This window comes from Candidatus Aquicultor secundus (assembly GCF_002791875.1).
In the GTDB taxonomy this organism is placed as follows: Bacteria; Actinomycetota; Aquicultoria; order Aquicultorales; family Aquicultoraceae; genus Aquicultor_A; species Aquicultor_A secundus.
The window spans coordinates 1,071-23,597 of the sequence record NZ_PFNG01000107.1; the positions used below are offsets into that span (position 1 = coordinate 1,071).

24 protein-coding genes and 1 tRNA gene are annotated in these 22,527 nt (G+C 47.7%); 13 read left to right on the forward strand and 12 right to left on the reverse strand.

The window, feature by feature from the left end:
* Positions 1–115: 115 nt before the first annotated feature.
* The 7 genes from mnmE to COY37_RS04515 form a co-directional block, all read right to left on the reverse strand.
* Positions 116–1,507, reverse strand: coding sequence for a tRNA uridine-5-carboxymethylaminomethyl(34) synthesis GTPase MnmE (mnmE, locus tag COY37_RS04485; protein WP_286679380.1), 1,392 nt, complete (start codon positions 1,505–1,507; stop codon positions 116–118).
* Positions 1,508–1,719: 212 nt separating this feature from the next.
* Positions 1,720–2,340 carry an RNA-binding cell elongation regulator Jag/EloR gene (jag, locus tag COY37_RS04490; protein WP_286679381.1) on the reverse strand — a complete coding sequence of 207 codons (621 nt, stop codon included), beginning with the start codon at positions 2,338–2,340 and terminating at the stop codon, positions 1,720–1,722.
* Positions 2,340–3,002 carry a YidC/Oxa1 family membrane protein insertase gene (locus tag COY37_RS04495; RefSeq protein WP_286679382.1) on the reverse strand — a complete coding sequence of 221 codons (663 nt, stop codon included), beginning with the start codon at positions 3,000–3,002 and terminating at the stop codon, positions 2,340–2,342. The genes jag and COY37_RS04495 overlap by 1 nt, the downstream gene beginning before the upstream one ends.
* Positions 3,003–3,020: 18 nt before the next feature.
* Complete coding sequence (gene yidD, locus COY37_RS04500; protein WP_353682485.1) at positions 3,021–3,230, reverse strand: membrane protein insertion efficiency factor YidD; 210 nt, start codon at positions 3,228–3,230, stop codon at positions 3,021–3,023.
* Entirely contained in the window at positions 3,202–3,570 is a 369-nt protein-coding gene (gene rnpA / locus COY37_RS04505; RefSeq protein WP_286679384.1) for a ribonuclease P protein component, read from the reverse strand. The genes yidD and rnpA overlap by 29 nt, the downstream gene beginning before the upstream one ends.
* Before the next feature lie 10 nt (positions 3,571–3,580).
* On the reverse strand, positions 3,581–3,715 hold the full coding sequence (rpmH, locus tag COY37_RS04510; RefSeq protein ID WP_286679385.1) for a 50S ribosomal protein L34: 135 nt from the start codon (positions 3,713–3,715) through the stop codon (positions 3,581–3,583).
* 34 nt (positions 3,716–3,749) lie between these two features.
* Positions 3,750–3,887: a hypothetical protein gene (locus COY37_RS04515; RefSeq protein ID WP_286679386.1), complete on the reverse strand. Its 138-nt coding sequence runs from the start codon at positions 3,885–3,887 to the stop codon at positions 3,750–3,752.
* 519 nt (positions 3,888–4,406) lie between these two features.
* Between COY37_RS04515 and COY37_RS04520 the strand changes: the two genes are divergently transcribed.
* The 9 genes from COY37_RS04520 to COY37_RS04560 all read left to right on the forward strand — a co-directional run bounded on the left by COY37_RS04520 (position 4,407) and on the right by COY37_RS04560 (position 14,657).
* Complete coding sequence (locus COY37_RS04520) at positions 4,407–5,240, forward strand: ATP-binding protein (RefSeq protein ID WP_286679387.1); 834 nt, start codon at positions 4,407–4,409, stop codon at positions 5,238–5,240.
* Positions 5,241–5,251: 11 nt separating this feature from the next.
* Entirely contained in the window at positions 5,252–6,595 is a 1,344-nt protein-coding gene (gene dnaA / locus COY37_RS04525; protein WP_286679388.1) for a chromosomal replication initiator protein DnaA, read from the forward strand.
* Positions 6,596–6,794: 199 nt separating this feature from the next.
* The gene (gene dnaN / locus COY37_RS04530; RefSeq protein ID WP_286679389.1) at positions 6,795–7,892 is read left to right on the forward strand and encodes a DNA polymerase III subunit beta; all 1,098 of its coding nucleotides are present in this window, start codon (positions 6,795–6,797) and stop codon (positions 7,890–7,892) included.
* 4 nt (positions 7,893–7,896) lie between these two features.
* The gene (locus tag COY37_RS04535) at positions 7,897–8,109 is read left to right on the forward strand and encodes an RNA-binding S4 domain-containing protein (protein ID WP_286679390.1); all 213 of its coding nucleotides are present in this window, start codon (positions 7,897–7,899) and stop codon (positions 8,107–8,109) included.
* A gap of 2 nt (positions 8,110–8,111) precedes the next feature.
* On the forward strand, positions 8,112–9,203 hold the full coding sequence (gene recF / locus COY37_RS04540; RefSeq protein ID WP_286679391.1) for a DNA replication/repair protein RecF: 1,092 nt from the start codon (positions 8,112–8,114) through the stop codon (positions 9,201–9,203).
* A gap of 13 nt (positions 9,204–9,216) precedes the next feature.
* Entirely contained in the window at positions 9,217–9,750 is a 534-nt protein-coding gene (locus COY37_RS04545; RefSeq protein WP_286976379.1) for a DciA family protein, read from the forward strand.
* A gap of 130 nt (positions 9,751–9,880) precedes the next feature.
* Entirely contained in the window at positions 9,881–11,794 is a 1,914-nt protein-coding gene (gyrB, locus tag COY37_RS04550) for a DNA topoisomerase (ATP-hydrolyzing) subunit B (RefSeq protein ID WP_286984537.1), read from the forward strand.
* Positions 11,795–11,821: 27 nt separating this feature from the next.
* The gene (gene gyrA, locus COY37_RS04555; RefSeq protein WP_286679394.1) at positions 11,822–14,308 is read left to right on the forward strand and encodes a DNA gyrase subunit A; all 2,487 of its coding nucleotides are present in this window, start codon (positions 11,822–11,824) and stop codon (positions 14,306–14,308) included.
* A gap of 130 nt (positions 14,309–14,438) precedes the next feature.
* Positions 14,439–14,657, forward strand: a complete 219-nt coding sequence (locus COY37_RS04560) for a hypothetical protein (protein ID WP_286976383.1) — start codon at positions 14,439–14,441, stop codon at positions 14,655–14,657.
* Between the two features lie 26 nt (positions 14,658–14,683).
* Here the strand turns inward: COY37_RS04560 and COY37_RS04565 are convergent, their stop codons facing one another.
* A complete protein-coding gene (locus COY37_RS04565; protein ID WP_286679396.1) occupies positions 14,684–15,034 on the reverse strand; it encodes an STAS domain-containing protein in 351 nt (116 codons plus the stop codon).
* Positions 15,035–15,358: 324 nt separating this feature from the next.
* Here COY37_RS04565 and COY37_RS04570 point away from each other — a divergent pair, with 324 nt between their 5' ends.
* Positions 15,359–15,733 carry a hypothetical protein gene (locus COY37_RS04570; RefSeq protein WP_286679397.1) on the forward strand — a complete coding sequence of 125 codons (375 nt, stop codon included), beginning with the start codon at positions 15,359–15,361 and terminating at the stop codon, positions 15,731–15,733.
* Positions 15,734–15,737: 4 nt separating this feature from the next.
* On the opposite strand, the gene COY37_RS04575 is transcribed toward COY37_RS04570, so the two are convergent.
* Positions 15,738–16,208: a bifunctional nuclease family protein gene (locus tag COY37_RS04575; RefSeq protein WP_286679404.1), complete on the reverse strand. Its 471-nt coding sequence runs from the start codon at positions 16,206–16,208 to the stop codon at positions 15,738–15,740.
* Between the two features lie 207 nt (positions 16,209–16,415).
* Between COY37_RS04575 and COY37_RS04580 the strand changes: the two genes are divergently transcribed.
* Positions 16,416–16,492, forward strand: a tRNA-Ile gene (locus tag COY37_RS04580).
* Between the two features lie 50 nt (positions 16,493–16,542).
* Here COY37_RS04580 and COY37_RS04585 read toward each other — a convergent pair.
* On the reverse strand, positions 16,543–17,988 hold the full coding sequence (locus COY37_RS04585) for an HD-GYP domain-containing protein (protein ID WP_286976386.1): 1,446 nt from the start codon (positions 17,986–17,988) through the stop codon (positions 16,543–16,545).
* Entirely contained in the window at positions 17,981–18,277 is a 297-nt protein-coding gene (locus COY37_RS04590; protein ID WP_286976388.1) for a hypothetical protein, read from the reverse strand. The genes COY37_RS04585 and COY37_RS04590 overlap by 8 nt, the downstream gene beginning before the upstream one ends.
* 226 nt (positions 18,278–18,503) lie before the next feature.
* On the opposite strand from COY37_RS04590, the gene COY37_RS04595 reads away from it, so the two are divergent.
* Together COY37_RS04595 and COY37_RS04600 are read left to right on the forward strand one after the other, a co-directional pair.
* Complete coding sequence (locus COY37_RS04595) at positions 18,504–20,243, forward strand: sensor domain-containing protein (RefSeq protein ID WP_286679400.1); 1,740 nt, start codon at positions 18,504–18,506, stop codon at positions 20,241–20,243.
* Between the two features lie 115 nt (positions 20,244–20,358).
* A complete protein-coding gene (locus tag COY37_RS04600; RefSeq protein ID WP_286679401.1) occupies positions 20,359–21,093 on the forward strand; it encodes a tyrosine-protein phosphatase in 735 nt (244 codons plus the stop codon).
* On the opposite strand, the gene COY37_RS04605 is transcribed toward COY37_RS04600, so the two are convergent.
* Positions 21,085–22,527 (reverse strand): hypothetical protein (locus tag COY37_RS04605; RefSeq protein WP_286976392.1); only part of this gene is annotated, 1,443 nt, incomplete at its 5' end. The genes COY37_RS04600 and COY37_RS04605 overlap by 9 nt on opposite strands.

The following is a 22,527-nucleotide window of genomic DNA, read 5'->3' on the forward strand; positions in this document are numbered from 1 at the left end:
ACATCTTCATCGACAAACCATCGGTGCCAAATACCCCTGCCACAAGAACATTTGGCGCAAGTGCACCGGGCTGAGGGTTGCCGGGCTTAAGCATGTTTGCTCGGTCTGTCTTAATTTATTTTCCTATACAAAACTGGCTGAATATTCTTCCGAGGACATCATCGCCAACCGTCTCTCCTGTAATTTCTCCCAGATTATCCAGCGCGTCGCGCAGAACGGTCGCTATAATTTCTTCCGGCCGCCCTGTTTTAATAAGCTCCATCGCCTCATTAACCCCGGCTTGTGCGTGCTTTAAGAGCTGCTCGTGGCGCGCGTTTGTAACGATAGCCGAGCCGGCCGCATCAAGGCTTCCTGCAAGAAGCATCCTTTCAACCGTCTCTTCCAGCACTTCGATTCCGTCCCCGCTCAGCGCAGAAAGCTCCACCCTGGCCTTAAATCTATCGGGTAATGCGAGCTCTTGCGCCGACCATGCCGGCGGCAGGTCGGATTTGTTTACCACTAGAATCAACAGTTCTCCGTCAACCTCATGAAGGAGCCGCGTGTCTTCAGCCGTTATCTGCCGGCTTCCATCCACTACAAACAGCACGATTTCCGCCGATCTTATGGCTTCCTGTGCGAAACGCACGCCGATCTTCTCGACCTCGTCCGAGGCCTCCCGAATGCCGGCCGTATCTTGTAGGACCAGCGGAATTCCTTTGATGGTTATCGTTTCCTCAATGACATCCCGCGTGGTTCCCGGAATCGGTGTTACGATCGCACGCTCTTTTCGTAGCAGTGCGTTTAAGAGGCTTGATTTTCCAACATTAGGTTTTCCTATTATTGCCGTTCTTACGCCTTCTTTGATCATCCTGCCCCTGATGGCGGTTGTAAGAAGTTGCTCTATCGCATGATTTGTCTCGTTAAGCAGATCAAACAATACCGTAGCGGGCAACGTCTCGATGTCCTCATCAGAGAAATCGACGGCGGCCTCTACCTGCGTAAGCACATCGGCAACCTTCTCGGCCACCCCTCGTATTTTTTCTGATAGGCCCCCTTCGAGTTGGCTTACGGCGGCTTTTAGCGCTGCGTCGGTCTTTGACCTGATGGTATCGATAACCGCCTCAGCCTGGGTCAAATCAATGCGGCCGTTTAGAAATGCGCGTTTTGTAAACTCTCCTGCCTCTGCCGCCCGCGCGCCGGCGCTAAGCACCGCACCCAGTGTTTTTCTAAGGGCCATAACCCCTCCGTGGCAGTTTATCTCAACAACGTCTTCGCGGGTATACGTATAAGGGGCCCTCATTATAGAAACAAGCGCCTCGTCAATTTGAGAGCCGTCTACAGGATCAACCACCGAGGCCAAAAACATGCTGTGGCTTTGCAGCGCGCCAAGCCCCGCCCCTTTGCGCTTTTTTACTACCTTTTCGGCAACAGATATCGCGGCATCTCCGCTGATGCGGATGATGCCGATTCCCCCCTCGCCGACTGCTGTTGATATTGCCGCTATCGTGTCGTTCCCGTAAAACATCATTTTCACCACGTCATTAATATTAAAACATTCTATGTATAAAAGCATTATGCGCATGCAACAAGCGCCAACGTGAACGGCCAAGTGTTAATTATTAACTAACAATTGTTAACTAAAAGTTAGCACTTCATCCCGGCCCTTTTTCTAACTAAAAAGCACCCGGTCGGATAGAGCCGGGTGCTTCGATTATATAATGAACCTTGCCTGATTAAGCTTTATGCTTTCGGCAATATTTTTACCAGCCGATCCGGCTCCTCACCCTGGCTCTCGGTGAACACCTTGTCGTTGTCTTGTAGCGCGAGGTGAATCATCCTTCTATCATAAGCGTTCATGGGTCTTAATACGACCACTCGGCCCGTGCGCACAACCTTTTCGGCTGCTTGCTTCGCCATTTCCTCAAGACTCTCCGCCCGTCTTTGCCGGTAATTCTCGATATCGACCAGGAGTTTCTTCTCCGCGCCCGCTTTTCTTAGCGCAACATTGGCTATCGTTTGAATCGCGCTCAGTGTCTCACCGCGCTTTCCGATCAACAACCCGAGTTCGCCGCCCGTGATATCTATTTTTATCGCGTCGTCGGTTTCGTGTATCGCGACATCTCCGTCGACACCCAGGTGTTCCATAATTTCCTTGATTAGCGACTCTATCGTTTGAACACCCTTATCGATGACGGATACCCGCACCCTGGCCTTCCCGGCACCGAGCCTTCCAAAAAAGCCCTTGCTTTCTTCTTCTAGTATCTCCACTTTCGCGTCAGCGCGATCAACGCCTAGCTCGCTAAGTGCCACCTTGATCGCCTCTTCAACCGTGCTGCCTTCTTTTTCTATAACTGTTGTCATTAACTAACCTCCGACGTTTTTGCAAGCCTTAGGGTTATATATTGCTGTGCTATGGTCCAAATATTTGTTGTTACCCAATATATTAAAACACCTGCCGGCAGACTCCATGCAAAAAATACCATAAGCGGCACCATGTAAAGACCCATCTTTTGTTGTTGAGCATCGGTCGCCATCATTTTCTGAGGCAGATAGGTCGTAACCGCCATTAAGATAATTAGAATCAGGTACGGTATGAACACGACCACACCGTGCGCTAACGCCAAGCTTGGCTTGAGGCCAAGCTGCAGACCAAGCGATGTTGCATTTAAAAGTTCTTTATTGCTCAGCAACATTCTAAACAGCGCGAAAAATATCGGCAACTGTAGAATCAACGGCAGACACCCACCAAAAGGATTTACCTTGTTTTCCGAATAAAATTTCATCATCTCTTGCTGGAGTTTTTCTTTGTTGTCTTTGTATTTCTCCTGCAACTCCTTCAGTTTCGGCTGGAGTTTTTGCATTTCATACATCGATTTGGTTTGTTTAATTGTTAGCGGAAGAATAAATATCCTCACCGCGACGGTTAACAATATGATCGCTACGCCATAACTGTGGACGTACGCGTTGAAGAAAGTTAGCGTTGCCGCGAGTATATCTATCAGGCCTTGCCAAATGCTGCCCAAATTAAAATGCCTCCTTAATTACTTTACTGGATCGTAGCCTCCGGGAGAAAAAGGATGGCAGCGCAATATGCGGCTCGTAGCCATAAAGCCCCCCTTAAAAAAGCCATACTTATCGATGGCCTGGAGCGCGTAGCTTGAGCACGTGGGATAATACCTGCACGATGGCCGAAGCATGGGCGATATAAATTTTTGATAGAGTCTAATCAATGCTATCGCTAGTTGTTTCATCTCTTTTTTCTATGAGCCCTACTCTCAAAAGAATATCAATAAAAGCCTTTTCAACCTCGTGAAAAGACTTTCCTTTTATCGGCTGCCTCACTATAAACACTATGTCATACCCTTGTTTAATCTCGGCTTCGTTATGTCTAAAAGCTTCCCTTAAAAGTCGTTTTATTCTATTTCTGATTACGGCAGAGCCGACTTTTCGCGATATCGAGATCCCAAGGCGGAGCCCTCTTTCCCTCTTCTTTAAAAAATAGACTACGAGGTACTTATTGGCCGCAGATTTTCCGTTGAGGTACACGTCCTTGTAGTCTTTGCCGGAAGTTATCCGTGCTTCCTTGCGCATGTTAACCGTTTTACGCCGACAATCTATCTCTATTTTTCCGGCGGCGGTTCGCAATCACTCTACGACCGGCCTTAGTCCTCATCCTGATTCTAAAGCCGTGCGTCTTTTTTCTTTTTCTCGTGTTTGGTTGATAGGTCCGTTTCATCTTTTCTCCTTATATAAAAAAAGAACAGCCATAATTATATTGTTGCCTGTATATATATGTCAAGGTAATCTCTTTTGAGTAGATTTTTATATGCGACAACACGGGTAACGAATTCCCTGTCGTTCTCCGTTGAAGGGCTGTGGATAATGTTGATAACTTTATTTTCATCCATCCTGCCTGCCCTTATAGCTCGCTTGTTTACTTCACAAATATGCGTCTGTTATAATTTATCACATGATGATACTTATTAAAACTGCTGGTTAACAGTATAATTATAGACGTCGTTTATGGGCTACTTTTATCTTCCCTTCAAATATGTGACTCAAGAGGTTTTTTCAGTGAAAACCTCTAAAAATAAAAGTTTTCCACAGGAATGCGCTGTTTTTTCTTTGCAACCGTCTCTTGAAAAGTTAATATTTGGTTATCACGTCGTCTACTAGGTTTTCAAGAAAGCGGGTAAATCCGTTTTCAACACTTTTCCACACATGTGGAAAGAGCTGTGGATAACTTTTAAATTATTGCACGTTTTCGCCCTTTCAGGGAGCATTGAAAACCTTATCATTTTTTAGCGGCCGGTGTGATAAATATAAAAACTAGCTGCACAGAGAGGCCTTGCTCTGCTGGTTTTTATGAAGGTGTTGTTGATAACCTAGGGGATAAATACGGCCCTTATACCAATAAAGGATATTGAATGGAAAACTATTTTCAGCGGTTCGTCGATAATTTGGAACAGGAGAGGCTGAAAACACCCGCTTCAGGGCAAGAGGCGACGTCCCCGGAAAACACGCCTGCTATGGAAGTTCAAGAGCGGATTGCCGCACGCCTTGCGGTATATGATTCCCTCATGGCTGCGCCACGCATCATCGAACTCGGCGCCGATGATTATGATGAGTTTATAAATCTGTTGGCCACAAAGACCTACCAGTCATCTAAAGAAATCGGCGGAAATATACCGTACACGGTACTTCGCGAAATTATTGAAAATCTCATACACGCTTATTTTAAAGAGGTTGTCATAAGCGTGCTCGATAACGGCAACACCGTAAGGATTTCAGACCAGGGCCCGGGAATAAAGAATAAGGAAAAGGCATTTGAGCCGGGCTTCTCAACGGCAACCTCGGAGATGAAACATTATATAAAAGGCGTTGGCTCGGGCCTTCCTATAACCAAGGAGGCTCTCTATTTTCTCGGTGGTGCGCTCACCATAGAGGACAACCTGGACCACGGGACGGTTATAACACTAAAAGTACCCGGCGCTCAGCCCGTGCCGGATGAGGCGACAAAGGCACAAACCCCCATCAGCTTTGACTTAAATAAGCGCCAGAAGCAGGTCCTGTTCCTTATTATGGAGTTCGGATCCGTCGGTCCCTCAAAGATAGCCGGTGAGCTTAGCATCAGCCTTAGCACAGCATACCGAGATTTGATATACTTGGAGGAGAAGTCGTTAATTTCTGCGGACGAGCAGGGCAAAAGAGTTCTTACATCCATCGGCATCGAATATTTGGATGACATTTTAAATTCATAGGTGGGATTTTCTTGCAAAACCAGCTTGATATTATCTGGGGTCAAGCCCTTAAAATAATAAAGAAACAGCTTAACACACCTACCTATAAGGCCTGGTTTGAGAATACGAGTCCCGTGCAGATCGAGGCGGAAGAATTAATCATCTCTGCACCAAACCCGTTTACCAAAGAGTGGCTCGAAACACGCTACAGCAGCCTCATTGCCGATGCGCTTTTTCAAGTTCTGGGCGAGGAGATACAAATAAAGGTTGTTGCCGATGAGGCGGAGCAACTCTCAATAGAGCCCGAAAACACCCGGCACAAGAAGGGCGAGATGAAAAGCCAACCGACAGCACTTAACCCCCGCTACACATTTGAATCGTTTGTTATAGGCGGGAGTAACCGGTTTGCACACGCTGCGGCATTAGCGGTGGCTGAAGTACCTTCAAAAGCCTATAACCCTCTCTTTATCTACGGGGGTGTGGGGCTTGGAAAGACGCATCTTCTACAGGCAATAGGCCACTATGTTATCAATCACCACCCCGGTTTAAAGGTGCGCTACGTATCCTGCGAGAAATTCTTGAACGACTTTGTCGCATCCATTCGCGACAAAGATAAAATTTCAGGTTTTCAAAAGCGTTACCGCGATAATGACATCCTGCTTGTTGATGATATCCAATTCCTTGAAAACAAAGAGGGGACGCAGGAGGAATTTTTTCACACGTTTAACACGCTACACGAGGCGAATAAACAGATAGTCCTTTCAAGCGACCGGCCGCCAAAAGACATTGCAACCCTTGAAGACAGACTGCGCTCCAGATTTGAGGGGGGACTAATTACCGACATCCAGCCGCCGGATTTAGAAACTAGGATCGCGATTCTTCACAAAAAGGCCCAGATTGAAAAGCTGTCTGTTTCGAACGATGTCCTCGAGTTTATAGCTTCTAAAATACAATCGAACATCCGCGAACTCGAAGGCGCGCTTATCCGAATCATCGCGTTTTCGTCGCTTACAAAGGCGCCGGTAAATATAACCATGGCCAAAGATGTCTTAAAGGACATTTTTCCAAACCATGCAAGCCGCCCGATCTCTGTTCAAACAATCCAGGCGGAAGTATGCCGATATTTTAATATTTCGAAATCTCAGCTGGTTGGAAACAAACGCTCGCAATCGGTCGTCTACCCCCGCCAAATCGCCATGTATTTGGCTAGAGAACTTACCGATCTCAGCCTTCCGAAAATAGGGGAAGAGTTCGGGGGAAGAGACCATACAACCGTCATGTATGCGAACACCAAGGTAAGTAAGATGATTAGCACACAGCGGGAGGTTTATAACCAGGTTCAAGAACTAACAAATCGCATAAAACAAAAAACATAAAAAGGTATAAAAGTTGTTGATAACTTTGTTAATTATTATGGCAGCACGATTCGCCTAACATTTTACACAACTTATTTGTTAAGTAATTAACAATAAAAATAACCGCTCTATGAGCGCTTATGGCGGTTATTAACACAATTAACAGCACTTACTATTACGACTAAGCATACTTTATATTCTTTTATAGAAGGAGGCACATGTGAAAATAAGTATAACGCAGGGTGAATTAAATACCGCCTTGCAAACTATACAAAAGGCGGTTTCATCGAGAAGCATTTTACCTATCTTGTCAGGAATTCTTTTTGTTGTTGAAGATGGGTATCTCAACCTGTGTTCAACAGACCTCGAGTTGTCTATGAAATACAGGCTCCCGATTAGCGCAGAAGACGCGGATGCAGCGGTTCTTCCGGCACGCCTTATGGGTGATGTGGTTAAAAATCTTCCCGATGCGAAAGTAGAGCTGGACATCGACAACAAAAGCGGCAATGTAAGGATTACGTGCGGCTCGTCGCTCTTTAGCTTAAAAGCATTTTCCGCGGAGGATTTTCCGAAATTTCCGGAGACGAAGGCGGAAAAAACGATAAAGGTTCCGGGAAAAAAAATTTCCTCGGCGATTAGACAGGTTATGAAAGCGGTATCAAAAGACGAGACCCGCCCGGTGTTGTGCGGCATATTGACGACAATCGATAAGGGAAGGCTGAAGATGGTAGCTACCGATAGCTATCGGCTTTCTATAAACGAGACTGCCGTTGACGGGGCTAAAGCTGATGATATGAAGGTGATCATCCCCGCACGCTGTATGGATGAGGTGTCAAAGATTTGCGGCGATGAGGATATTGAGATAGGGCTTGCTAAAAATCAGGTATATTTTAAGATGAACGATACCGTTGTGGTTTCAAGGCTTATTGAAGGAAACTTTCCGCCGTACCAGCAACTGCTGCCCGACAATTGTGAGACAAGGGTAAAGTTGATGAAGGACGACTTCCTTGCTTCTCTGCGAAGGGTTTCTTTGTTGGCTCAGAACAACGCGTTAATTAAAATAAGGATAGATAAGGAAAAAGTGCAGCTTTCGGCAATGACCGCGGACGTAGGATCGGCGGATGAAGCGCTTCCGGCCGAAGTCGCAGGAGAGGGGATGGAGATCGCATTTAACGCCCAGTATTTAATCGACGGGCTCAACTCGATTTCCGAGGAACAGGTGTATCTGGAGCTTAACAACCCGCTTAAACCGGGCCTGGTGCGACCGGCAAAGGCACAGGATTTTATTTACCTTGTTATGCCGGTTCGGATAGGATAATCGCGTGAATGCCATTGCCGTGCGGCCGGGGACACGACTCGAACAGCTATTAAAGCATGCAGGCTTGGTATCGACCGGTGGCGAGGCAAAGATACGTATTCAAGAAGGGGAAATAAAAGTAAATAACCAGGTCGAACGAAGAAGGGGCTATAAATTAAAAGAGGGAGACGTCGTAACCGTAGGGAATGATACCGTTAAGGTTACCATTAAAGAATAGAAATGTATGTAAAAGAGTTACAGCTCGTTAATTATAGGAATTACTCCAATTTTAGCGTTACGATACACGAAGGACTGAATTTTATAATCGGCAGAAACGCCGCCGGAAAGACAAACCTGCTCGAAGCACTTTATTTCTTAGAAAACGGAAAATCCCATAAGACAAGTACCGCCCGGGAACTCATCAAGTGGGATGAGGAGTTCGCCATAGTAAAATCAACGGTTCAGCGCCTCGAGCGGGAACTTTTAATCGAGGCGTCTATCTTTAAGGATGGTTCAAAACAGCTTAAAGTAAACGGCGTCGCAAGCAAAAAAGAGCAGATGAAGGCACGCCCCATAATCACCGTTATTTTTACTCCGGACCACCTGAGGATAGTAAAAGAAATGCCCGAGACCCGCCGGGCCTACCTCGACGAGATACTCGAGAAAACAGGGCCGGGTTATTCCTACTGGCGGCAGCAGTATTCCAAAATTCTTAAACAAAGAAATATGCTTCTGAAAAAAGTCTTCGTCGGCAGGATGAAGGCCGATGTCATCGATTATTGGGATAAACAGCTTGTCGGAGCCGGTTCACGGATAACGATAGCCCGGCGTGATATCATCTATAAGCTTGAAGAACGAGCGGATCGGGCATATAAAAACATAACGGAAAGTGATGTCAACTTTTCACTTATTTATGAAAATCAACTCCTAAAAGAGGGGATAAAAGACGGAGAGACAGAAGAACACTATTTGTCGCTTCTAAAAGAAAAAAGAAAGGCCGAAATAGAGCGGGGGCAGACCCTGGTCGGCCCGCACCGAGATGACGTCGGCATATTTGCCGCAGGCATCGACCTTCGAACTTTCGGGTCACAGGGAGAACAGAGATCCGCTTCCCTTGCGCTTAAAATGGCCGAACTTTCAATTATTACGGAACTTACCAGAGATTATCCGGTCTTATTACTGGACGACGTTATGTCGGAGCTTGATAGGGCGCGACGCGAAGCGCTCCTGAAGTATATTAACGATGGGGTCCAGGTGATTGTAACCAGCACTAATGTTGAATATTTAAAAGAGATGGATATAGATGCGTCGAACATTATTAAGATAGGCTAAAATAAAGATAATTATGGATAGGCCGGCATGGGGGAGAAACAAGTACATGTTGTATGGGCTTGGCGAAACGATTCGAGAACTAACCTCAAACGAAGAGATGAGGGCAAAACTGGAAGAGAGCAAGGTTCTCTCTCTGTGGGCGCAGGTTGTTGGGCCCGCGATAAGTGACAACGCGGCGCCGGAGAAGATTAAAAACGGCATCTTGTATATAAAAACGAAGAGTCCTGCATGGGCGCAGGAGCTAAAGGTTCTGGATTCCAAGATAAAAAAACAAATAAACGCGCTTCTTGGGTCGCACACGGTTCATGAAATTAGATTTATCCACGGCCCGCTTATTATAAAGGATAACAATCAAGATAATAACGAAGACTCACCCGATATCAGCTCGATAAAACTTACCCAGAACGATTTAGAACACACAGAAGAGCTGGTGGGGGGCCTAGAGCCGGCCGAGTTGCAAGAGCGCGTGCTTCGTCTCCTGGTAAAGAACAAAAAGCTTGAAAGGTGGAGGCAGAAGCAACTGGCGTTGCGTGAACACGGACGGTAATTATAAAGGCAAATCGTGGAGGTTGAAGGCGGATAGACCCACAAAAACACTTAAAAATGTGTTATAATTGTGAAGTTATAAAACGGCTTTACCGGCCGTTTCTTTGCGTACACACCCTAATAGTTGAGAAATGAGGGAAAATATAGTGAGCGTTACATATACCGCTAAAGACATAACGGTTTTAGAAGGATTAGAGGCGGTAAGAAAACGTCCTGGAATGTATATCGGCAGCACCGGCCCGCGAGGCCTCCATCACCTCGTGTATGAGGTGGTCGATAACAGCATCGATGAGGCGCTGGCCGGCTATTGTAAGAACATTGTCGTAATGATAAAAGAAGGAAATATCATAGAGGTAAGCGACGACGGCCGGGGCATCCCGGTTGGTGTTATACCGAAATATAAAAAGACCGCGGTCGAGATAGTTTTAACCGTTTTACACGCCGGCGGAAAGTTTGGCGGCGAGGGATATAAAGTATCGGGCGGCCTTCATGGCGTAGGTGTTTCGGTTGTGAACGCCTTATCCGAAAGCCTTACCGTTGAAGTTAGTAGGGACGACAAGGTATATCGGCAGTCGTTTGCATATGGTAAGCCGACGACCGCGCTTGAAGAGGTAGGAAAATCCAAGAAAACCGGTACAAAGATCACCTTTTTGCCGGATAAAACCGTATTTGAAGAGCTGGATTTCAGTTTCGATACCATCCGCCAAAGGATGCGCGAGATGGCCTTTCTTAACAAGGATTTGAAAATCGATCTCATCGATGAACGCGTCGAACCACACGAGATGGTAGAGTATAAATATTCCGGCGGTATCACCGATTTTATTAAGCATCTTAATAGTACGAAAGAGCCGCTTCATAAAAAGGTCATCTACTTCGAGAGCAGCGATGGCGGCAGTCAGGTGGAGGTTGCAATGCAATACAACACCGGCTACATCGAGAGCGTGTTTACGTTTGCCAATAACATCAACACTCACGAAGGAGGAACGCACCTTTCGGGATTTAGGTCCGCGCTAACCAGAACCATAAACGACTACGCAAGAAAGAAGGGCCTCTTAAAAGAAAAAGAAGAGAACCTCTCCGGCGAGGATATTCGAGAAGGGCTAACGGCGATAATCAGCGTAAAGCTGCGCGAGCCCCAGTTTGAAGGCCAGACAAAGACAAAGCTTGGAAATACCGAGATAAGGGGGCTCGTTGAGAGCACGGTTGGAAGCAAACTCGACGAGTTTTTGGAAGAAAACCCCGCAACGGCAAAGCTCATCATAAGTAAAACCATCCAGGCCGCCCACGCAAGGGCCGCCGCCCGCAAGGCGCGCGAGTTGACCAGGCGAAAGAGCCTGCTTGAGAGCACGTCTCTTCCTGGAAAACTTGCCGATTGTTCGTTGACAGACCCATCGCTCTCAGAGATATATCTGGTCGAGGGAGATTCGGCGGGCGGCTCGGCAAAACAGGCAAGGGACAGGAGTTTTCAGGCGATCCTGCCGCTTAAAGGAAAAATATTAAACGTCGAAAAGGCCAGGCTGAACAAGATACTGAGCAGCGAGGAGATATTAGCTATCATCACCGCGCTCGGAACCGGTATCGGCGAGGACTTCGACGTCGGCAATGCACGTTATCACAGGGTCATAATTATGACCGATGCCGACGTTGACGGGGCGCATATTAGAACCCTCATCTTAACGTTCTTCTACCGTTATATGTTGCCGATGATCGAGTCCGGCTACGTCTATATCGCGCAGTCACCGCTCTACAAGATAATGCATGACGGCTTAACAAAATATTTTTATAAAGACAGAGAGCTTGAGGAATATCTCAACAAGCTCAATAAAAACCCGAACGTGCAGCGCTATAAAGGTCTGGGAGAGATGAACCCCGAGCAGCTCTGGGACACGACGATGAACCCGGAGAAGAGAACGCTGCTGAAGGTAAATATGGAAGACGCCATCGTGGCCGACGAGATTTTTTCCATTCTTATGGGGGACAAGGTCGAGCCGAGGCGGGATTATATAATAAAACACGCAAAAGACGTGCGGTTCCTGGATATCTAAGAGTTAGTTAGAAGGAGAATCATAGAAATGGTAGATGCCTTAGCAGGCAGAGTAGAAACAATTGAAATAGAAGACGAGCTTCGAAGCTCGTATATCGACTATGCGATGAGCGTCATTGTCGGGCGGGCGCTGCCCGATGTACGCGACGGCCTAAAGCCGGTGCACAGACGAATTCTTTATGCCATGCACGATATGGGGATGCGCCCGGGCAGCCAGTATAAGAAGTGCGCCCGTATCGTCGGAGAGGTTTTAGGTAAGTACCACCCGCACGGCGATACCGCGGTGTACGACTCACTGGTGCGCATGGCCCAGAGCTTCGCGCAGCGCTATGAACTTATTGATGGATACGGAAACTTTGGCTCGGTCGACGGCGACTCGCCGGCCGCCATGCGTTATACGGAGGCACGTCTTTCAAAGCTTGCCGCCGAGATGCTTCGCGACATAGAAAAAGACACCGTCGATTTTGTCCTGAACTTCGACGAGACCCTGGAGGAGCCGCTGGTGTTGCCGGCGCGCTTCCCAAACCTGTTGGTGAATGGGTCATCGGGTATCGCGGTTGGTATGGCGACCAATATCCCCCCGCATAACCTTGGCGAGGTAATCGATGCCGTTGTCGCTATGATAGAGAATCCCGAGATCGACGTGCGCGATTTGATGACGTACGTCAAGGGGCCGGACTTTCCAACCGGCGGCATAATTATGGGTAGAAGCGGCATTAATGAGGCATATCTAACCGGGCGCGGCAGCATTAAAGTGCGCGGAAAAGCGCACGCCGAGCAGACCAAGCAGGGAAAACAGAGAATAATCGTCTCTGAGCTGCCATATCAGGTCAACAAAGCCCGGCTTGCCGAAAAAATCGCCGAGTTGGTTCGAGACAAAAAAATCACCGAGATCAGCGATTTGCGCGATGAGTCGGACAGAAGCGGCATGCGCCTCGTAATAGAGCTTAAGCGCGATGCCGTAGCCCAGGTGGTTTTAAATAAACTCTATAAACACACCCAGCTCGGGGTAAGCTTCGGCGTTATCATGCTCGCCCTGGTTGACGGTGTACCGAGAGTGCTGAACCTCGCGCAGGTTCTAAAATATTATCTTGAGCACCAGAAAGACGTTATTATACGGCGTACAAAGTTTGAGCTTAAGAAGGCCCAGGATAGGCTGCATATCGTCGAAGGGCTCTTGATCGCACTCGGCAACCTTGATGCGGTCATAAAGACCATCAGGGGATCAAAGAACGTTGATGAGGCCCGCCAGCGTTTGATGAAACAGTTTAAGCTTTCAGAAATCCAGGCGCAGGCAATTCTTGATATGCGCCTGCAACGACTGACCGCTCTTGAGCGGCAGAAGCTCGAAGACGAGCACAAGGAACTCGTTAAAAGGATCGCGTATCTAAAAAGCATCCTGGAGAATGAGAGCATTCTTCTTGGAATTATTAAAGGCGAGCTTCTCTCGGTAAAAGAAAAATATGCAGACAAGCGACGCACCCAGATTACAATAGATACGACCGAGCTTGAGATAGAGGATCTTATAGCCGAGGAGGATATGGTTATTACCATCACCCACTCCGGCTATATCAAGCGACTGCCGGCAACGACGTATAAAAAACAGGCGCGTGGCGGTAAGGGCGTTACCGGCACAAATCTGAAAGAGGGCGACTTCGTCGAGCATCTCTTCATCTCTTCGACGCACAACTATATATTGTTCTTCTCAAACAAAGGAAAGGTCTATAAGCTTAAAGTTCACGAGCTTCCGGTTGCTAGTAGAACGGCACGGGGACAGGCGGTTGTAAATATCCTGCCATTCACTGCGGACGAGAAGATTGCCGCAGTCATATCAACCAGGAGTTTTGAACAAAACCAGTACCTGGTAATGGCGACCAAAGACGGCATTGTTAAAAAGACTCCGTTTATCGAATACAACACGTCGCGCCGTGACGGCATCCTGGCGATTACCATGCGCGAGGGCGACGAACTCATCGGCGTGAAGACCACCAAGGGCTCAGAGGACGTCATCCTGGTCTCGCGAGGCGGTATGTCGATACGCTTCCACGAAACCGATGTTAGGCCGATGGGCAGAACGGCGATAGGTGTCAAGGGTATGGTTCTCACGAAAGGCGATGAGGTCTTGGCAATTGAAATTGCACGGGACGAGTCGGACCTTCTCATCGTAACCGAAAACGGTTTTGGAAAACGCACGCCAATGAGCAATTACCCGCTGCAAAGGCGCGGCGGCAAGGGAGTAAAGACTCTTAAAGAAACATCGGCGCGCGGCCAGATCGCTGCGGCAAAGATGGTCCAGGAAAACTACGAGTTGATGGTTATATCGAGCGAAGGCATTGTTATTCGGACGCCGATTAATAAGATTTCGCAGATGGGTAGAAATACTCAGGGTGTTACGATCATGAACCTTAATGACAGCGACAAGGTGAGTGCCGTGGCGCTGGTTATCGACAGGGATGACCACAAGGACATCCTGGAGGATGGCCAGAACAACGATCAGGACCCGTCAGCTACGTAATAACTTATGCTCCGGAGAGCTTTGTGCAGGCATTCGAGATATCGGAGCATACCGCATATGATTTAACCTGCGGCCAATGGGGTAATAACGCCTTGTAGAGAGATAAATCCGGATAGTGGAGGAGAGGGCGTTGCTTATTTCAACCGTTTTGTTTACTGACGGGGAAGAGCGGCAATTTAGAGCCGAAAGCTTATCGGTCGGCGCCCCGTCAGAAAACCTCGTACGTGTTGACCTGGCCGATGGAACCGAAATACTAATTCCTTTTTATTCCGTAAAACAGATTATCACACAGGATTTACCCGTCGACGCGATATCCCCGGAGATATTTAATGAGAATGTTCCGTCCTAGCTTTATTAGAGAGATCGTGCGCGCTTCTAATCTTTCGATTTAATTTTCTTGAGATTTGCTATCGCGTCGTTTACCGTAGAGTGGAAAGGGAAGATGCGGGTGAGGCCGGTTAGGGTCAGCACCCGGTCGACTAATGGGTTGCCTACAACCGCCAGCGCCCCGGCCTTCTTTTTGACTTTCTCAAGCCCGCCCAGCAGAACCCCGAGGCACGAGCTATCGATATAGCTGATCTTGTGCAGGTTAACAACCATAAAGTAGTTACCCTTTTCTATTTCTTCGTTTATTGCCTCATGTAGCTTATAGCAGTTACTAAGATCAATCTGCCCATGGACTTCGATGACCGGTGTCTCCCCGACAGCCTTTTTAATTATCTCCATACAGGCTTGACCGCCTTCCTGAGCCGCGCCACCGTAGCAGGTAGAACGCGTGTCTACGTCTATATTCCCGCCCCTTACGTGCATAAAACATATAAGGCTAATGTAAGTAAAACAGTGGCTCTTTTATAGGACAACCAACCGCAGCCATGAAGCTTTACGGGTCGCTAACTAGGACACTGACCTGCAGTTATTTATCACAAATTGTTTGACAGCGCAGGTGTCAAAGTTTAGAATTTTGACAGGGACGTCTGTGCCGCCGGATTGATTCAGACCATAGTTACCATAGCTAATTTAATGTATTTTAGATAAAAGGAGAATTACGCGTTGAAAGATCTACCATCTAACATGAGCGGAAAGGCGGTTTCTGAGGAAACCTTTACGGACACCCGTGAGTCGCCCGATGTCGACTTCCTTGGCGAAGACGACGACTTAGAGCAGCTGCAGATAAAGAATGTGGCGGCGGTGTGGTGGGAAGATATCACCGCGTACTCCCGTGTCGAAATACCGGATGATTTTGAAATATTCAGGCTCTCCAAGATTACCGTGGGCTTGGTCTGGAAAGAAACCGAGGACTACGTTGTGTTGGTTCAGGATTATGACCTCACCAACAGAGGTCGCGGATACCGCCATAATGATTTTCATATTATTCCACGCGGTACGATAAAAAGGCTGGAGGTTTTAGGGGAAGTGCATTTCTAGCGTCTTAAGACCCTTCTTTAAAATCCTCCGGCTTTACGTTTTCCAGAAACTCACGGAAGCGGGCAACCTCTTCCTCTTCGCCGTCTTCGCTCGTTATCGCGGCCTGATCTAAAACGCCCTCATCTGCAAAAATCGGGGCATTGGATCGCACCGCAAGCGCTATCGCATCACTTGGCCTGGCATCGATTTGCAGCTGGTTTGAATTCGCCGACATGTGGATCTGCGCGTAAAACGTTCCCTCTTTTAAGTCGTTGATTACAATACGGGTTATTTGGGCGCTTAGCGTATCGATGATGGTCTTAAGCAGGTCGTGGGTAAGCGGGCGCGACGGGTGTATTCCCTGGACCTCCATAAGGATAGCGGTTGCTTCAAATTGTCCTATCCAGATTGGGAGGTAGCGATTTGATTTGAGGTCTTTTAGTATAATGACCGGCTGGTTTGTCAACATGTCAAGGTTGACGCCGTGAACTTCCATTTCAAACAAGGTATCACCGCCAAAATCGTGCCTTATAGCTATATGCTCACAATAACAAAGTTTTAACCTATTAATCAACCCCGAGGGGTTCCCATGCCATTGAGAGCAGCCGCAATGGCGGCCTTGATATTTTCTGACCGGACAGGTAAAATATGTAGCTGGCTCTGGAAATGGCCGTGCCCATGCGCTACAATGCATGATGTTTGCGGGCCTATAGCTCAGTTGGTTAGAGCGCACCCCTGATAAGGGTGAGGTGGCTGGTTCGACTCCAGCTAGGCCCACCAATCCCAGGTAGGAATGTCTGGGATTTTGTTTTTATGGCACAAAAAAGCCCCTATCCGGCAGCCCGTTCATTGTCTACGGGGTTCTCGTCATTCTCATCAAAGAGAACCGCTAACTCATCATCGGTGAGATCGACGGCATACTCACGTTGCTGCTTGTCTTCGACCATGGTAATAAAGTGGGTCGCCAATATCGGATCAAACTGGGCTCCCTTGTTTTGTTCAATAATCGCAAGGGCCTTTTCAGCCGGCATTCCTTTTCGGTACGGTCTATCGCTCGTCATTGCGTCGAATGCATCGGCCAGTGTAGCAATACGGGCCAGAAGCGGGATCTTCTCCCCGCTAAGCCCAAGGGGGTAGCCTGTTCCATCAAAGCGTTCATGGTGGTATATAACGATATCTGAAATATTGATTAATGCATCAACCGGCTGGGTTATCTCAAAGCCTTTGTACGAATGTTCTTTAATGATGGCATATTCTTCATCCGTTAGTGAACCCGGCTTATTAAGAATTGCATCCGGTATACCAATCTTTCCAATATCATGAAGAAGCCCGCCAATATAAGCTCTTTCGATATCGGACTTGCTCAGCTCTAAATGTGAAGCAAGGTTTGCAGAGAACTTTGCGACACTGTCTGAATGTCCACAGGTATATGGGTCTTTTGCCTCGATCGCTTTAGATAAAGCCAGGGTGACCTTCAAATAGCCCGTTTGCAGGCCCTCATATAGCTTTGCGTTGCTTGTCGCAACGGAGAGCCATGTCGCAACGTTAGTAATGAACTGCTGTTCATCTAGCTGAAGGTCGATACGGTCTCTGCGAGTCAGCACTACAACGCCAACCGTCTCCTGTTGGTTAACTAGCTGTGTGGCAAAGGCGTTCTTAATGCCGGCAGCCTCCATTTTGTCGCAAATTTGTAAAACACCGCGGTATTCGGGATTACAAATATCTATTAGCCGATTTTCAACAGAATCAAGGACAAAGAATAGTTCCTTAGCCGGGAGAACCGAGAGGTCTATAACCGCTTGCCGGAACACCCCCTCTGACCGCACAAGTTCTAAATAATCTTTGTTCTTGGCCAACGTGTAAAGCGCGGCTCCATCAAATTGCGATATTTCCAGAATCTCATTGAGCGCCAGCTTCGAAACTTGTTGCAGGTCAAGGGCATTGGTCGCCTTTGTTCCGATATGTTGGAGAGCAATTAATTTTCTCTCCCTGTTTTTAAGTCTGTTTTTCTCTATAATTTGCATGGTTAAGAGTAAATTTGCAATCAACAACATAGGAATAATCGTGCTCGGATAGCTTAACAGGAGATGAAAAACAGGCAGATTTGTAAACGCGTACACCAGTGCAATTACATTAGCGGCAGCAAAAGAGAAAAGAGTTAGCAAAAAGACATAGCGAAGCCTATTTTGATCGGGGTTGCCATGCCGGAAGAGCGCAAAATATATACCAACTGCGCAAGCACATATATTTAATATGCGCATAGCCACATCAAGCATTGCTATCATCCTTTAAGCGATCATTTCGAACTACTAAAACAATGGCTGTAATGCTTACAAACTCGAGTAGCCCGGCCAAGCTATGCAGCAACGGCATATTAAACATAGAGAGCACGTAAAGAATACTTGTAAGGAAAAATGCTGATAAACATACCAGATAATAAATATAGAAACGGTAAGATTTAAGATCAGTCCGGTTAGAAAATAAGAAAATAAGCGCCGCCAATGAAAGAATCAATGGAAATATGTGACCATATCCGTAAATATTGTATCCCAGTGCCATTTGCATTCTTGCCACCCACCTACTGTCAACCCGAACATTATTCAGCTTATCGACAACCAACACCATATTCTTGAAAAGAAGCAAGGCGTTATTGTGCACTAAAAAACAGAAGCCCTGCTTGCTCTTGAAACCCGAATCCAAAGTGATAAATCAAGAAGAACTATTACAGTGCTGATACTTAAGCGCATGGTGCTTGGTACCGATATAGGTAGCTACTATAAAAGGAGACAAGGTGCCAAGTAACCCGAAGAGATCAAAAGATTTAACAAAGCGAAAGAAAAACGAACAAGCGCTACTTGAGGCTAAAGAGCGGATGGAACAGATATATAGAATGGTCCCGAGCGCTATTTTTACGGTAAACACAAATAAAACCATAACCAGCTTCAACAAAAAGGCAGAAGAGATAACAGGCTATTCATTGGAAGAGGTAATCGGAAAGAAATGCTCGGTTTTTGCTATGAATACCTGTACAAAAAAGTGCGGCCTTTTCGCACATGATGTAACTAAACCTATTATGGCCAAAGAATGCATCATCAGAAGAAAAGACCGTGAGGAACGGGTACTTTCGAAAAATGTAGACGTATTAAGAGATGTACAAGGAAACATTATAGGCGGCGTCGAGAGCTTCGAAGACATAACTGACCGCAAGAAAACAGAAGAAGTCCTCAATTACATGGCATATTATGATATCTTAACCGGTCTTCCGAATCGAACCTTGTTTACCGACCGCCTTAACTCGGCGGTATCGTACGCATATCGCAACAAAGAAATGATCGCCGTAATGTTTCTTGACCTTGATAATTTTAAGGTCATCAATGATATATTGGGCCATTCTGTCGGGGATCAGTTGCTTCAAGGAGTCGCTGAGCGGTTAATAGGATGTCTTAGAGAAAATGACACCATCGCCCGCTTAGGGGGAGACGAGTTTATACTGCTTGCAAAGCAAATCAACAATGAAGATGATGTGGTGAAAATCACCGAGAAAATCCGAGAAGTTCTTAAGCTATCCTTCAACTTTGATGGTAACGAGCTTCACACTACAACCAGTATCGGGGTTAGTATTTATCCGCATGACGGCAAAGACTCTCAAACTCTTTTAAGAAATGCAGACACAGCCCTATATCGCGCCAAAGCCCAGGGCAGGGACAATTACCAGCTTTACACGGCGTCCATGAATGCTAAAACTTCTGAGCGGTTAGTTCTTGAAAATAGGATATATAAAGCATTAGCGCAGGAAGAGTTTGTCATATATTATCAACCTCAAGTGGATCTCGTCTCGGGTGAGATTTTTGGGATGGAGGCGCTACTTCGCTGGCAGCACCCCGAGTTCGGAATGGTTTATCCAACCGAGTTTATTCCTATCTTAGAGGACGTTGGCCTTATCGCACCCGTAGGAGAATGGGTGCTTAAAACAGCCTGCCGGCAAAATAAGATCTGGCAAGACGCGGGTTTTCCGGCTATGCGGATAGCGATAAATATGTCACCAAAGCAGTTTCAACAGCAAGATCTCGTAGAAATGGTTGATCGAGTGCTGAGAGAAACTAATTTTAGTCCGAAGCGCCTGGATATTGAAATTACTGAAAATGCAATCATAAAAGATATAGATGCCACAGCCACATCGTTTCGCAGATTAAAAGAGCTTGGGGTACAAATCTCAATTGATGATTTTGCAACAGGCTATTCCTCCCTTAGCTACCTTAAAAAGTTTCCGGTAAATAATTTAAAAATTGACCAATCTTTTATACGCGATATTACAAATAACTCAGATGACGTTGCAATTGTAAGAGCAATCATTACATTGGCGCATAACTTTAAACTTAAAACGATTGCCGAAGGTGTGGAAACAGTCGAGCAGTTGGAGTTCCTGCGCTCCCTTAAATGCGACGCTGTACAGGGCTATATTGTTAGCCACCCGCTAACTGCTGAAGATGCTACGGAATTGCTATCAAAAGATATACGCTTGTGCGCATAAAAAGTAACCTCGCTAAAATATCACTCTTAAACAATGGACAGCAGCGCTTTTTGATGGAGAATAAGAAACAGACAATAATAGAAAGAGCCCGCTGACATAAATCTAAGGAACAACCTTGGCGGATGGATACATCGATACGCATAATCACATATTGCCCGGACTTGATGATGGGCCGGCTACGCTTTCCGGGGCGGTCGAGATGGCTCGGGTTGCGCTTAAAAACGGGATTACGAAGATCGTCGCGACGCCGCACCATAATAATTATCACCGGCCGTCAAAAAGCGAGATAATGGCGGTCGTTAAGCTTTTACGTGCTGAGCTGCGCAAAGACGGCGTGCCGATAGAGGTGTATCCGGGTAATGAGCTAAGGATAAGCCCGGATTTGCCGCGCGAGTTGAGGGAGGGCGAGGTGCTCCCGCTTGCGGAAAGCAGCTACATCCTGTTTGAGTTCCCGTTTGAGGGCATTCCGCCCTTCGCCGAGGACGTTATATTCAGAATGCGCATTGATGGCTGGAACCCCATTCTGGCGCACCCAGAGAGGATTTACGACATCCAAAGGAAACCGGATCGCTTGAAGAGGTACATCGACCTTGGCTGTATCGTCCAGGTAAACTCAAGCAGCTTAACCGGAGAGCTGGATAGGGCATGCCTTGATACGGCGATCGAACTTCTAAAGCGGGGGCAGGTCGATATTTTAGCAACGGATTCCCATGCGCCAGACCGGCGCGCCCCCGACTTTACGGAGGCGCTTGAGGTTGCAGCCGGATATGTCGGCTTCGAGCGGGCGCAGCAGTTCGTACGCGACAACCCGGCTAAAATTTTCGAAGACAAAAAGAGACCCCTACGGTAATCCCCTGAGCAACAACTCATCGTTGTAGGGATTGCTTGCGGTATCGGTATGCGTGGCCGTGCTGCTTGCATTCCAGATCGTCGGATTATGGCAATCCAAGCAAACGCTGTCAAGATCGTGGACCGCGTAGGCGTTGGCCCCGTCGTGTCTTGAGTCGCCTACCGAGATCGGCTGTCCGTTGAAGTCGAGGCCAAAGAGGTCGTCTTTGAGCATCTTGAAGCCCAATGTTCTATGCGGCCAACTGAAGCCGTCATCGGCGCAGGGGGAGCCGACCCCGCTCGCGTTTTCCTGCCCGGTCGCCATCCGCTGCCCGCTCGCGACAAATCCCGATGCCGTTCTCCAGGTATTCGACCAATCCACCGTGCGCGATTTTTTGTAGAACTTGTAGGTCGGGCTTTCGACGACCATATTGTCTGCCCCAGTACTCGTTAAAAACACGGAGTATGTGGAAAGCTCGAGGGCGTCGTTTGCTGCGGTAGCGCTATCCACAGTGTATGCGGGCGGGCTTATCGTGTAATTTGCAAGGGGCTCCTGATGGCACGTCCTGCACCCGCTTGAGCCCTTATGGCAGTTACGGCAGTTTGGCCCAAAGTCCTGTCCGTCCTCCGGGTTAAACCGCAGCTGGCGTTTGCACTGCTGCCGCGATTGCTCGTCGTGGCCGTACGCCAGGTCGTAGCTGTTCTTCCAATCGGGGGGCGGGCTGTTGTTCTGCGCTGCGCGGAGCGCACGGTCCTCGCTGAATACCGGCACCTCTGTCGTATGCAGGCCCGCGTTGCCGTCATGGCAATCGGTGCAGAACTCGGAGACACTCCAAATGCTATCGGCGGCGTTGCGCACGGTAAAGCCCGAACGCGGGGACGAGGCGTCGTTGGCGCCGCCGATCGGCACATTCCAATCAATGGGAAGCTTGTTGATGGGATACGCCGTATCGGCGCTGAACTGGTAAAGCTGCCCTGAGGTAACAGTGGCCTCCCCATTGATTACCTCAGAGAAAGCAAAGAGCATGTCGCTGATCTCCTGGCCCTGCGTCACGCTTGTGGAAACCACCGAGCCCTGATCAACGTCGTAGTAACTGATGTTGCTCTCCGCCGACGAGGCAAGCTCGTGATCAGGGTTTTTTATTAAGAGCCAACTGCCCGAGAGGTACACAGGGTCGTTGCCGAGATGTGTTGTATCGTTTGGCAGTATATCGTGGCCCGGGTTGGAGATACCGTAGATTTTCCCGCCAGACGTTGTGCCGACCGCCTGCCCAGTATTATTGTACCCAAGCAGTCTCGCCGGGTTGGCGTGCGGGCTGTGGCAGTCGAAGCATGAGAATCCACCTAGCCAGTAGTTTGGTGTAAACGCAGGGTAGGTATCATCCGGTGCTTTCCACTTTCCAGTGCTAATACCAAAGCCCATGGTGTGTCCAACGTTGTACTCAGTGGTATAGTT